General features: G+C 43.3%; 7 protein-coding genes. All 7 read left to right on the forward strand.

All coding sequences use genetic code 11. From position 1 onward, the window contains the following. Positions 1-100: 100 nt before the first annotated feature. The 7 genes from AB4493_RS03380 to rlmKL all read left to right on the forward strand — a co-directional run bounded on the left by AB4493_RS03380 (position 101) and on the right by rlmKL (position 13,842). The gene (locus tag AB4493_RS03380; RefSeq protein ID WP_017059686.1) at positions 101-784 is read left to right on the forward strand and encodes a hypothetical protein; all 684 of its coding nucleotides are present in this window, start codon (positions 101-103) and stop codon (positions 782-784) included. 218 nt (positions 785-1,002) lie between these two features. Next, positions 1,003-3,609: an aminopeptidase N gene (gene pepN / locus AB4493_RS03385; protein WP_372154519.1), complete on the forward strand. Its 2,607-nt coding sequence runs from the start codon at positions 1,003-1,005 to the stop codon at positions 3,607-3,609. Between the two features lie 219 nt (positions 3,610-3,828). Continuing rightward, entirely contained in the window at positions 3,829-4,047 is a 219-nt protein-coding gene (locus AB4493_RS03390; RefSeq protein WP_081325156.1) for a DUF2835 domain-containing protein, read from the forward strand. Between the two features lie 228 nt (positions 4,048-4,275). Next, positions 4,276-9,117, forward strand: a complete 4,842-nt coding sequence (locus AB4493_RS03395; protein WP_372154520.1) for an NAD-glutamate dehydrogenase — start codon at positions 4,276-4,278, stop codon at positions 9,115-9,117. 330 nt (positions 9,118-9,447) lie between these two features. Then, entirely contained in the window at positions 9,448-10,458 is a 1,011-nt protein-coding gene (gene pyrD / locus AB4493_RS03400) for a quinone-dependent dihydroorotate dehydrogenase (RefSeq protein WP_017063847.1), read from the forward strand. 206 nt (positions 10,459-10,664) lie between these two features. Next, on the forward strand, positions 10,665-11,213 hold the full coding sequence (locus AB4493_RS03405; protein WP_017059680.1) for a cell division protein ZapC: 549 nt from the start codon (positions 10,665-10,667) through the stop codon (positions 11,211-11,213). A 508-nt stretch (positions 11,214-11,721) separates the two neighbouring features. Continuing rightward, entirely contained in the window at positions 11,722-13,842 is a 2,121-nt protein-coding gene (rlmKL, locus tag AB4493_RS03410) for a bifunctional 23S rRNA (guanine(2069)-N(7))-methyltransferase RlmK/23S rRNA (guanine(2445)-N(2))-methyltransferase RlmL (protein WP_372154521.1), read from the forward strand. The last annotated feature ends 22 nt before the right edge of the window (positions 13,843-13,864 follow it).

The following is a 13,864-nucleotide window of genomic DNA, read 5'->3' on the forward strand; positions in this document are numbered from 1 at the left end:
CATTTAAGTTACTTCGCACTTAAAATTTAGTGACTTAGATCATATTTTTTCGCTTTCTATTCATTACGTGCCTAAGCTTAAAGAAAACGAGGGGACGCTTATGAAATGGATTCTACTATTTTTATCTTGTTTAAGTTTTGTGGCTTTTGGGAGCGAGGTCGCTTCGAGTAGCCAACAATCAAAAAGTGATAGTAATCTATCTCATTTTGACCTTCCTCTGTTGCTTGGTGATTGGTATTTGATGAATCCTGATCCTGAGCAAGGCACTGAAAACTTTAGAGCGATCAAGCTCACTCTTGATTCAAACTACTCATTCACTATCGATATCCAAAAGAAAGACTACAGTGTCGATCATTGGGAAGGTTTGTATAACGCCAATGAAGACACGATTATTTTGGGTTTGAATACCTCAGAACCTCAGGTTTACGCGTACAGCAGTAATCACAACATGCTGAATCTTAACGGTGTTATGTTCACCAAGGCCTTGCCAAATGCATTGGCGGGAATCTGGTCAAGTGCCCAACTGTCTGGAAGCGATCTACGTGCGAGTAACATTCAAAAAATGGATTTAGTCCTTCAGCCGGACTTTATATTCATGTTCCGAGTATCAGATGAAGAAGGTGGTGAAGTCATTCGTCGCGGGGTGTATTACACAGAAGGCGATCAACTAGTGTTACTTTATGAGAACGGTGAACACGGCACTCGATATACACTGAACAGCGATGTGTTAACGCTGCAAGGTGAAGAGGGAGATATGTTTGCGGTACTCAATCGCATTCGATAATCGTGAGTTTTAGCAGTAACGGCGTACTCGTTGATAATATTGTGCACAGTACATTTCTTAGGCGTTCCTGTCTGATTTGATTGATAAAATAGCAAAACATGGAGGCATTTTCTTACAATGCCTCCTTTTTTTAATATTCCCCTTGTTTTATTGGCGCTCAACCTTTAGATATATACAGTTAAAAAATAATTACGTATAACGATCAAAAGGAACCCGTCATGGCACATACACCTCAAGCCAAGTATCGTAAAGATTATCAATCACCATCTCACACGATTTCTGAAATCGATCTTACTTTCGATTTGTACGACTCAGCATCCATTGTTACGGCTGTTTCTAGTGTTAAGCAGGAGAAAGACAGCACGACATTAGTACTTGATGGTGAAGGCTTGAAGTTGGTTTCTGTTTTGGTTGAAGGCAACGAATGGACTCAGTACGAGCAGTCTGAAACTCAACTTACGCTGAATGACCTTCCAAAAGAATTTACTCTAACCATCGTTACCGAAGTTAACCCTGAAGGGAACAGTGCACTTGAAGGCTTGTACAAGTCGGGTGGCGCGTTCTGTACTCAATGTGAAGCTGAAGGTTTCCGCCGTATCACTTACTACATGGATCGCCCAGATGTGTTGGCGAAATTCACTACAACGGTAATTGCAGACAAAGCAGAGAACCCATTCTTATTAAGTAATGGTAACCGTGTAGATGAAGGTGAAGGTGAAAACGGTCGTCATTGGGTGAAGTGGCAAGACCCACATCCAAAACCAGCGTACTTGTTTGCTTTAGTAGCGGGTGACTTTGATGTACTTCGTGACGCATACACTACACAATCGGGTCGTAAAGTTGACCTAGAAATCTTTGTTGATAAAGGCAATCTAGACCGTGCGAGCCACGCGATGGTTTCTTTGATTAACTCAATGAAGTGGGACGAAGAACGTTTCAATCTTGAATACGACTTAGACATCTACATGATCGTAGCCGTTGATTTCTTCAACATGGGTGCGATGGAAAACAAAGGCTTGAACGTATTCAATTCGAAGTTCGTTCTAGCAAACGACCAAACTGCAACGGATACAGATTACCTAGGTATTGAAGCAGTAATCGGCCATGAATATTTCCACAACTGGACAGGTAACCGAGTGACGTGTCGCGATTGGTTCCAGTTAAGTCTGAAAGAAGGCTTAACGGTATTCCGTGACCAAGAATTCTCATCTGATCTTGGTTCTCGCGCAGTAAACCGTATTAACAATGTACGTATCATTCGCGGTCCACAATTTGCAGAAGATGCTAGCCCAATGTCTCATCCAATTCGTCCAGAAAAAGTGATAGAAATGAATAACTTCTATACTTTGACCGTGTACGAAAAGGGCAGTGAAGTGATCCGTATGATCCACACATTGTTGGGCGAAGATGGTTTCCAAAAAGGCATGAAGCTGTACTTCGAACGTCACGATGGTACGGCTGCAACATGTGAAGACTTCGTCGCGGCAATGGAAGATGCGTCGGGCATCGACCTATCTCAGTTCCGTTTATGGTACAGCCAATCTGGTACGCCGACGCTGTCTGTTGAAAGTAAGTACGACGCAGAGAAGAAACAGTACACGTTAACAACTCGCCAAGTAACAGCGCCAACTCATGAGCAAACGGAAAAGCAGGCTCTGCATATTCCTCTTGATATCGAGCTGTACACAGCTGCGGGTGAAGTTGTTGAGTTACAATGTAACGGTAAGCCAGTTCATAATGTATTAGATGTGAAAGAAGCAGAGCAAACGTTCGTGTTTGAAAACGTTTCTGAGCAACCGATCCCATCATTACTTCGTGAATTTTCTGCGCCAGTGAAACTGGAGTACAACTATTCAGATGAAGAACTGATCTTCCTAATGGTAAATGCACGCAATGAGTTCTCTCGTTGGGATGCGGGTCAAATGCTATTAGCGAAGTACATCCGCAGTAACGTTGAGAAGGTTCAACAGGGTCAAGCGTTTGAGCTTTCTGATTCTGTTGTTGATGCATTCCGTGGCGTACTGCTGAGTGATTCACTAGAGCCTGCGTTTATTGCAGAAATGCTCTCTCTACCAAGCCACAATGAAGTATCAGGTTGGTATGAGCGTGTTGATATTGATGCGGTCGCATCGGTTCTTAACTCGATGAAAGTTACATTAGCTGCAGAACTTGAAGACGAGTTAGCGGCGGTTTATCACAGCCACGCACTAACAGAATACACGGTCGATCACGATTCGATTGGTAAGCGTACTCTACGTAAAGTTTGCCTAAGTTACTTAGCACATACAGAGCAGGGTAATGACTTGGTTGTTGCGATGTACCAGCAAGCAAACAACATGACAGATACGATGGCAGCAATGGGCGCGGCAAACAGTGCACAACTACCATGTCGTGAAACCTTGATGGTGGATTACAGTGACAAGTGGAAACACGATGGTCTTGTTATGGATAAGTGGTTTGCATTGCAAGGTACAAACCCAAGTTCAAACGCACTTGAAGTGATCAAAGCGTCGATGTCGCACCAGGCGTTCAGTTTGAAGAACCCGAACCGTACCCGTAACTTGGTCGGTTCATTCTTAAACATGAACCCGGTTCAATTCCACGACAAGTCTGGTCAAGGCTATGCATTTGCAGGCGAGATCTTACGTGAACTGAACAGCAGCAACCCGCAAGTGGCTTCACGTCTGATTGATCCACTTCTTAAATTCCGTAAGTACGACGATGAACGCCAAGCTCTGATCAAAAAAGAACTAGAGACGTTAAAGAACATGGACAACCTAGCAAAAGACTTGTTTGAGAAAGTGACGAAAGCACTAGAGGCTTAAGTCAGCGCGCATTCAGGTAACTGTTTGCTAATAAGCGGTTTACTAATAAACTGTTTGCTACAACGAAAGGTCATCAGTGGTAGAGAATATCTGCCACTGATTTTTTGTTTCTGGTTCATCGAATTTTCGATAAGCTAGAGCAGCTTCAAGTTCAGTTTCACCGTCAGACATCTAAAAGTGCCAAAAAACACTGGCACTGTATATTTATACAGGTATCGTATGAATCGCTATATTTTCCAACTTAACATCTCATATCAGCAGTTTTTGGCCAGCTATTCTGGTACGGCAAGTAAAGTTCAAGTGATAACAACAACAGGTTTACGCTTACAGTTACCTGCAACTCGGTTCAGACCATTTCTTACACAAATAGGGGTTAGAGGGCAGTTTAGGCTGACAACTGACCAAAAAAATAAGTTTATTAAGTTAGAAGCTCTGTAAACCTTGGCATGCCTAGTGAGTTAAAAGGAATCTTAATCACATAATCAAACATTTCAGCTCTTACCACCTCCAAAACAATTAACTATTTTTCAATAATGCTTTTACAATAAATGAATGCATTACCTTTGCTTAACTCGTTAGTAGAAAAGAGCTCAACGGCACGTTTCAAACACCAGATTAAGTGATCCCCCTAATAATAAAATATAATTCTAATTGTGGAGTGTGACTATGACCGCACGTGAAACTGTGGTTCCAGTTTTACTTGAAAAAGTTTACAAGCTGATTCAAGACAAACTTGACCTTGCTCATCGACCTCTCGTAACTCAACTTGCTCAACACTTGTTTAGTAACGTTTCTCACGACGATCTAACTCAGAGAAACGAATCCGATTTATACGGTGCTGTAGTTAGCTTATGGCATCACATCAATGAAAAGAAAGCCGACGAAATCTCTGTACGCGTTTTCAACCCGACGGTAAGTCGTCAAGGTTGGCAGTCTACTCATACTATCGTTGAGATAGTCGTTCCAGACAGCCCATTCCTTGTTGATTCCGTAAAAATGGCATTGACTCGCCTAGACCTTTCTTCTCACCTTATGCTTCATAACCCAACACAAATCTCTCGCTCAGATAAGGGCAGTGTTGTCGGTGTAAGCAATAACGAAGGTGCATTCCAATCGCTTTTCCATATCGAAGTTGACCGTCTTAGCAGCAAAGCTGAAATGACGGCACTTAAAACGGAACTGCTGGATATTTTTACCGACACTAGCTTAGTCGTGAACGATTGGTTGAAGATGGTTGAAAGACTTGAAGAAGTGACCAATCAAGTTGAACAGCAAAAAGAGAGCATTCCAGTAGACGGCCAGCGCTTTGATGAAACATTGGCTTTCCTTCGTTGGTTAGGCGAACACAACTTTACGTTTATGGGTTACAAGGAATACGATCTTGTGTCTGTAAATGGTGACACTGAACTGCAGCCGACTAAGGAGCAAGGCCTTGGTTTGTTCGCAAATTCAGATCGCGTACGCAACGTTAAGCTGTCGGAGTTTTCTGACTCGGCACGTTTAGAAGCGAAAAAACCGTATGTACTTATCGTAACCAAGGGCAACACGGCTTCACGCATTCACCGCCCAGCTTACAACGATTACATTGGTATTAAGAAGTTCGATAAGAACGGTAAGGTCATTGGTGAGCACCGCTTTACTGGTCTTTACACATCTGCCGTTTATAACCAAACCGTTGAAACGATTCCTCTTGTTCGCGAGAAAGTAGAACGTATTTTGGATGCGAGTGGTTACCGTGAAGGTTCATACTCTTACAAAGCACTGCACAACATTCTTGAAAACTACCCACGTGATGAACTGCTGCAAGCTCGAGAAGAAGAGTTATTAGAAGTTGGTACGGGCGTAGTACAAATGCAAGATCGCGATCTCCTGCGTTTGTTTGTTCGCAAAGACCCGTTTGGTCGTTTCTTTAGCTGCATGGTTTACGTAACAAAAGATCGTTACAACACTGAGCTTCGTCGCCAAACACAGCGCATCTTGAAACAGTACTTTGGTTGTGAAGAAGAGGTTGAATTTACAACGTACTTCTCTGAAAGCCCGCTAGCAAGAACGCACTATATTGTTCGTGTTGATAACAACAACATGGATGTGGACGTGAAAACAATTGAGCAAAATTTAATGGAAGTATCGTCTACGTGGGATGACCGTCTGTCTGAATCTATCATTGCAAACTTCGGTGAAAGCAAAGGTCTTCCATTGTCGAAAGAGTACATGCGTGCATTCCCACGTTCGTACAAAGAAGACATGATGCCAGGTTCTGCTGTTGCCGACATTGAACGTTTAGAAGCGCTAAGTGAAGACAACAAACTGGGTATGCTTTTCTACCGTCCTCAAGAAGAAGCGGCAGATTCAAAAGCCGTTCGTTTGAAGTTGTTCTATCACAGCGATGAGCCAATTCACCTTTCTGATGTTATGCCAATGCTTGAAAACTTTGGCCTACGCGTTATCGGTGAATCTCCATATGAAGTGCGTAAAACCAACGGTGTGACCTATTGGATCCTTGATTTCTCTATGCTGCACAAGAGCGATAAGACCATTGATCTTCGTGAAGCTCGCGATCTTTTCCAACAAGCCTTTGCGGCAATCTGGGCGGGTGAGTTAGACAGCGATGGTTTCAACCGCTTAGTACTTGGCGCTGGTCTTTCTGGCCGTGAAATCTCAATCTTACGTGCTTATGCTCGTTACATGCGTCAAGTTGGTTTCCCATTCAGCCAACAATACATTGAAGACACATTGTCTCATTACCCAGAATTAGCGAAAGGGCTAGTGAGCCTATTCGGCAAGCGTTTTAACCCGAAACTGAAGGGCAGCGTAAAAGGCCAACAAGATCTTATTAAGAAGATCACTGAACAGTTGGATCATGTAGAAAGCTTGGATGATGATCGTATCATTCGTCGCTACATGGAAATGATCACTGCAACGCTTCGTACTAACTACTACCAAGTAGACGAGAATAAGCAGTCTAAACCTTGGTTGGCTCTGAAAATGAGACCAAGCGAGATTCCAGATATCCCTGCGCCGGTTCCTGCGTTTGAGATCTTCGTTTACGCACCAGACATTGAAGGTGTGCATTTACGTGGCGGTAAAGTAGCACGCGGTGGTTTACGTTGGTCAGACCGTCAAGAGGACTTCCGTACTGAGATTCTAGGCCTAGTTAAAGCGCAACAAGTTAAGAACACGGTTATCGTACCGGTTGGTGCTAAAGGTGGTTTCGTTTGTAAGCGTCAACACATGATGTCTGGCCGAGACGAGATCTTTGCTGAAGGTCAACGTTGTTACAAGCGCTTCATCCGTGCATTGCTAGACGTTTCAGACAACATCATTGAAGGTGAGGTTATCCCACCTAAGAGCGTTGTTCGTCACGATGAAGATGACCCATACTTGGTTGTTGCAGCCGATAAAGGCACCGCGACATTCTCAGATCTAGCGAACTCAGTAGCTGAAGAGTACAACTTCTGGCTAGGTGATGCGTTTGCATCGGGTGGCTCTAACGGTTACGACCACAAAGCCATGGGTATCACGGCGAAAGGTGGCTGGGAATCGGTTAAACGTCACTTCCGCGAAATGGGTATTAACTGTCAAAGCACAGACTTCACTGCCATTGGTGTGGGTGATATGGCGGGTGACGTATTTGGTAACGGTATGCTGCTATCTAAGCACATTCGCTTGCAAGCTGCGTTTAACCACATGCACATCTTCATTGACCCGAATCCAGAATCAGCATCAAGCTGGGTAGAGCGTGACCGTCTGTTTAATCTGCCTCGTTCAAGTTGGGAAGATTACAATAAAGACCTGATTTCTCAAGGTGGTGGCATCTTCTCTCGCCGAGCGAAGTCTATCTCTTTGACACCTGAAATTCAGAAAATGCTGGGTACCAAGAAAGCATCAATGGCACCAAACGACTTGATCAAAGCGATCTTGTCTATGAAAGTTGATCTACTTTGGAACGGCGGTATTGGTACTTACGTTAAGTCTTCTAGTGAGACTCATACCGATGTGGGTGACCGTGCAAATGACGTGCTACGTATCGATGGCCGTGACCTGAAAGCTAAGGTTGTTGGTGAAGGCGGTAACTTGGGTATGACTCAATTGGGTCGTATTGAATACGCTCTAACGGGCGGTCGAGTTAATACTGACTTTGTCGATAACGTTGGTGGTGTAGATTGCTCGGATAACGAAGTTAACATTAAGATCTTCTTGAATGGCTTGGTGTCTAATGGTGATCTTACCGTTAAGCAACGTAACCAAGTTCTTGAATCTATGGAAGATGAAGTAGGTGAAATCGTACTAGACGACGCTTACTGCCAAGCTGAGTCTATCTCTGTTACTGAGCATCAAGGTGTAGGCTTAGTGAAAGAGCAAATCCGCTTTATCCACACAATGGAAAAAGCCGGGTACTTAGACCGTGGTTTGGAATACATCCCAGATGACGAAACGCTGCTAGAACGTGAGAAGCAGGGCCAAGCACTAACAAGACCAGAGCTATCAGTATTGATCGCTTACGGTAAAATGGTTCTAAAAGAAGATCTTGTGAGTGATGACATTGCGAATGATGAGTTCCATGCTCAACAACTGATGCAATACTTCCCAACAGAGTTACGCCGTAACTACTCTCAGCACATGGATAACCATCCACTTCGTGCAGAGATCATTGCGACTGCGCTTGCTAACCAAATGGTTAACGAGATGGGCTGTAACTTCGTGACTCGCTTGCAAGAAGAGACCGGCGCGAACATTGTTGATATTGCGAATGCTTACGCGGCATCACGTGAAATCTACGGCCTGGGTAAGGTATTGAAGAGCATCCGTGAACTGGACAACATCTCAAGTTCTGAAGCTCAATACGAATTGCTTTACCATGTACGTCGTACGCTTCGTCGTCTAGCACGCTGGTTGCTAAGAAACCGTACCGGTAAACAGTCAGTGAATGCATTGATTGAGCTTTACCAAGGTGATGTCGTCGCAATTACTGAGAAGCTGGATGAAAACCTAGTGGCTTCAGAAGTAGAAGAGCATCAAGCAATGGCTCAAGTATGGATTGACCAAGGTGTAAACGCTGAGCTGGCTAATTCAGTGGCTCGTTTGTCTAGCCTGTACTCAGCACTGGATATATCCACAGTGGCTCGTGAAACAGGTAAAACAGTACAGCAAGCGTCTAAGCTTTACTTCAACCTAGGCGACCGTTTGTCACTGCACTGGTTCTTGAAGCAAATCAATGGCCAAGCTATAGACAACAACTGGCAAGCACTGGCGCGTGCAGCATTCAGAGAAGATCTGGATTGGCAGCAACGCCAGTTAACTGGTCAAGTACTTAACTGTGGTTGTGCTTCAGATATCGATGTGATTAAAGCGCTTGATGACTGGATGGAAAGTAACTCTGTTTCTCTACATCGTTGGGAAAGCATCCTAAACGAATTCAAAGTAGGTTCTGTTCATGAGTTTGCTAAGTTCTCAGTAGCACTGCGTGAATTGATGCTGTTGAATCTAAACTGCATGTCAAAAGACTAGTTACTAGATAAGACGAAAAAGTATAAGGGCAGGCCAAAAGGTCTGCCTTTTTCGTTTCGGTAAAGTGGAAACAATAGGCCTAACGACTTTTGAAGAACAAACTTCGACGCAAACGTTGTTTGTTGTTAAGTGACCTGATGGCTGTACTAAGGTTGAGATTAGAAATGGCTTAATAACTTGAAGAAACGATAACGTTTGCTTAATAATGAACCTCATTCGTTAGCAAACTTGATTATCTTACCCTTACAGACAGTAATAGATTGAATAGTTGGGTAAATAAGTAAATAATAGCGCCCCGTTTACACGGGGCTTTTTTCTATCGGAGGCACAATGCTTTACCGTCTAGCCAGAACTGGCTTTTTCCAACTTGATGCCGAAAAGGCACATGATCTTGCAATTCAAAATTTCAAGCGCTTCACAGGCACACCTATTGATCTTTTGTATCGCCAACAATTACCTCACCGACCTGTAGAGTGCATGGGTCTTACTTTTAAAAACCCAGTTGGCCTTGCTGCTGGCCTAGATAAAAACGGCGAATGTATTGATGCATTTGGCGCAATGGGTTTTGGTTTCGTAGAAGTAGGAACAGTGACTCCGCGTCCGCAAGCGGGTAACGACAAACCTCGTTTATTCCGTCTTGTTGAAGCTGAAGGTATCATCAACCGCATGGGTTTTAACAACCTAGGCGTCGACAACCTTGTTGAGAATGTTAAGAAGTCGAACTACGATGGCATCTTAGGCATTAACATTGGTAAGAATAAAGACACACCAATTGAAAAGGGCGCTGAAGATTACTTGATCTGTATGGAGAAGGTATATCAATACGCTGGTTACATTGCTGTGAACATCTCTTCACCAAACACTCCAGGACTTCGTTCTCTACAATACGGCGAAGCTCTAGACGATCTATTGTCTGAACTTAAAACGAAACAATCTGAACTGGAAGAGAAGCATGGTAAATATGTTCCTCTTGCTCTTAAGATTGCTCCGGATCTAAGCGACGACGAAATTCGCCAAATTTGTGAATCATTGATCAAAAATAAGATCGATGGTGTGATCGCAACAAACACAACATTGGATCGTTCAATCGTTGAAGGTATGAAACATTGTGATGAAGCGGGTGGCCTAAGTGGACGTCCTGTTCAATCTCGTAGTACTGAAGTAGTTCGTAAACTTCACGAAGAGCTGGGTGACAAACTGCCGATCATTGGAGTAGGTGGTGTTGACTCGTATGTTGCTGCAAAAGAGAAAATGATGGCGGGCGCGAAGCTTGTACAGGTTTACTCTGGTTTCATCTACAAAGGCCCAGGCCTAGTTGGCGACATCGTTAAAAATCTATAAGCTGAAAATTGCTTTTATTTTTGAAAAGCGACAATCTGGCATCGTCTTACTAAAAGAGACACTGTAACTCACTGAGTTGTAGAGAAAAGCGATAAGAAAGAGGAATTCATTTCCTCTTTTTTTTTGCCTATTGCTCAGTAAAATTACTGTAATTGAAGGTAATTTTGCGTTTTACCTAATGGAATGGTTCAACAGTGTGAGACGAAATGATGCTTAAACCTAGCGATACATGGAGTTGGTATTACGATGAGCAGCAATGTTCATTAATGCTAAACCTCGGAGAGGATATGATTTTCAAAACGAATCTGGTCCGAAATAAGCTGGTGGACTGCGCGTTTAGAGATAATGAATTCACCGTTGATGACGCATCTTCATACCAAACCTTCAAAGAACAAATTTCTGGCTTAGAACTGTCTGAGCCTCGCCAAGCTGAACTCGCGCTTTATTGCGTGGCAGCAAAGCGCTTCCACAAGCCTGTACAGCCTAAGAGTTGGTTCTTCGACTCACAGGGCGCTGGCCACGAATACCCTCAAGAAGGGGATATCGTACAAATGAATAACGAGCATAGCTTAGGGTATTTCATTGTATTAGAAGTGGGAGAGTGTGCGAGCCTATGTGCATTTGTCGACCTAGAAGAGTTTCTGCTTACACCTTCAAAAGGGTTACGCTTTGGCGACTCGATTAAGGTCATGCACGATAGAATGATAGACGCGAACGCTATTCTTCATCAAACGCACATTGCGATGGTCGGTTAGCCTTCAATCTAGTCCATCATTTCTCAAACACATCGCAACGCATCAACCTGTCAAATCTTCCCCAAAATCGGCTCATTAGCCGATTTTTTTGTGCCTAAAAAACCTCATCCTGATAAATACATCACTGCTTAACCATTTAAATAGTGAACTTACGACTATTTTTTCGCCTTAATTTCTGCCTGTTTTTATCGCCAGAAGTGTAATTTACCCATCTTTATTCCCTGTTTTTGTCCTTTTGTAGCTAACTTTCACCTGCAAACTTCATTTGGTATATACCAATTTTAGGGTGAATATAAATTCACATTGTCGCTTTAACGGGGATTTGCTCATGAATCGTGTTGGTTTGATAAGTCTTATGTTCTAAGGGGATGTGGGTAAGCGATCGCTTCAACACTGTGTGTTTGCTAGCCAGTTAGAAGAAAGATTCAATGAAAAGACGAGTTTAGTGTGATGCTCTAGTAACAAATTCAGGTATAATCGAGCTCATTTTTATCAATAAAAGAGCACTATGAATCAATATCTAGCGGTTACCTCAAATGGCCTTGAGAATTTATTAGTTGAAGAACTAACCCAACTAGGGATTACAAACGCAAAACCTGTTCAAGCAGGTGTTAAATTCAAAGCCACCAATGAGCAAATTTATCGTTGTTGTTTGTGGAGCCGTTTGGCTTCTCGATTTGTACGTGTCCTTTCTGAATTCACTTGTATGGACGACATGGATTTGTACCTATCAACCACTGCGGTTAACTGGGTAAATCAATTCCATAGCTCTAAGCGTTTTGTTGTTGACTTCAATGGTACGAACAACGAAATCCGTAATAGCCAATACGGTGCGATGAAAGTAAAAGATGCGGTTGTCGATTGCTTCGAGAAGAAGTCTTTGCCTCGTCCTTCTATCAGCAAAGAGAACCCAGATGTTCGTATTCACGTTCGTCTACACCGTGATAAAGCGATTCTTGGTGTTGATATGGTGGGTAGCGGTCTTCACCAACGTGGCTACCGTCCAGAATCAGGTCGTGCTCCGCTGCGTGAAACACTAGCTGCTGCAATCCTTCTTCGTAGTGGTTGGGATGCAACGAAACCTTTCTTAGATCCTATGTGTGGTTCAGGTACGTTAGTGATTGAAGCTGCAATGATGGCTGCAAACCTAGCACCGGGTGTTAAACGTCAGAAGTGGTGTTTTGAATCACTAGAAGATTTCGAGCCTGAGCTTTGGGCTGAAGTTAAAGCAGAAGCGAACGTCCAAGGCCGTCGTGGCGTTAAGAAAGTAGAATGTAAGTTCTATGGCTATGACAATGACGAACGCATGATCAAAACAGCGCGTGACAGTGCTCGTCGTGCTGGTGTTGAAGAGTTGATTGAATTCGAAGTAGGTGATGCTGCAAAACTTAAGCGTCCTACCGAGTTTACTGATGGTGTGATTGTTTCTAACCCACCTTATGGTGAGCGTTTAGGTACAGAGCCGGGTCTTATTGCTCTTTACACAGCATTTGGCGCGCAGCTTAAAGCTGAATTTGGCGGCTGTAACGCATCTATCTTCTCTAGTTCAGACGAACTACTGAGCTGCTTACGCATGCGTGCAGACAAACAGTTCAAATTGAATAACGGTGCGTTACCGTGTCACCAAAAGAACTACTCAATTTCAGATCGTCCGATGTCAGAACGTCCAACGGGCGAGCAAGAACAGTTAATTGCTCCTGACTTCGCGAACCGTCTTAAAAAGAACATCGGTAAAATTGGCAAGTGGGCTAAGAAAGAGCAATTAGATTGCTACCGTATCTACGATGCGGACTTACCAGAATACAATGTAGCGATTGATGTATACCCAGGTCATCTTGTGATTCAAGAATACGCAGCGCCTAAAGATGTACCGGAAGAGAAGGCTAAACGTCGCTTAACCGATATCATCCGTGCTTCTATTCAAGTAACAGGCGTAGAAGCAAACAACGTTGTGCTTAAAGTTCGTCAGAAACAGAAAGGCCGTTCTCAATACCAGAAATTGGCTCAAGACTCATCGAACTTAGAAGTGAACGAGTATGGCGTTAAGCTGATTGTTAATCTTCATGATTACCTAGATACCGGGTTGTTCCTAGATCATAAGATCACTCGTCGTCGTATCGGTGAGATGGCCGCAGGTAAGGATTTCCTAAACTTGTTTGCTTATACAGGAAGTGCATCTGTTCATGCTGCTGTGGGTGGTGCTCGTTCTACAACTACTGTTGATATGTCTAATACCTACCTAGAGTGGGCGAAAGAGAACATGGAGCTTAACGGTCGTGTTGGTCGTCAACATCAGTTTGTTCAAGCTGACTGTCTACAATGGCTAGCTAAAGAGCAGGGTTCTTATGATCTGATCTTTATCGATCCACCTACGTTCTCTAACTCAAAGCGTATGGATCAATCTTTCGATGTTCAACGTGATCACATTCAGCTGATGGAAAACCTTAAACGTCTTCTTCGTGAAGAAGGCACGATTGTGTTCTCTAACAACAAGCGTCACTTCAAAATGGACTTGGAAGCTCTAGATGAGTTAGGTCTTAAGGCTCAGAATATCTCAGCGAAGACACTTCCATTGGACTTCTCTCGCAATAAGCACATTCATAACTGCTGGTTGATTACACATAAGTAGTTAAGAGATCGTATAAGGATAT

This window comes from Vibrio sp. 10N.222.55.A1, from assembly GCF_041473835.1.
GTDB classification, from domain to species: domain Bacteria; phylum Pseudomonadota; class Gammaproteobacteria; order Enterobacterales; family Vibrionaceae; genus Vibrio; species Vibrio crassostreae_C.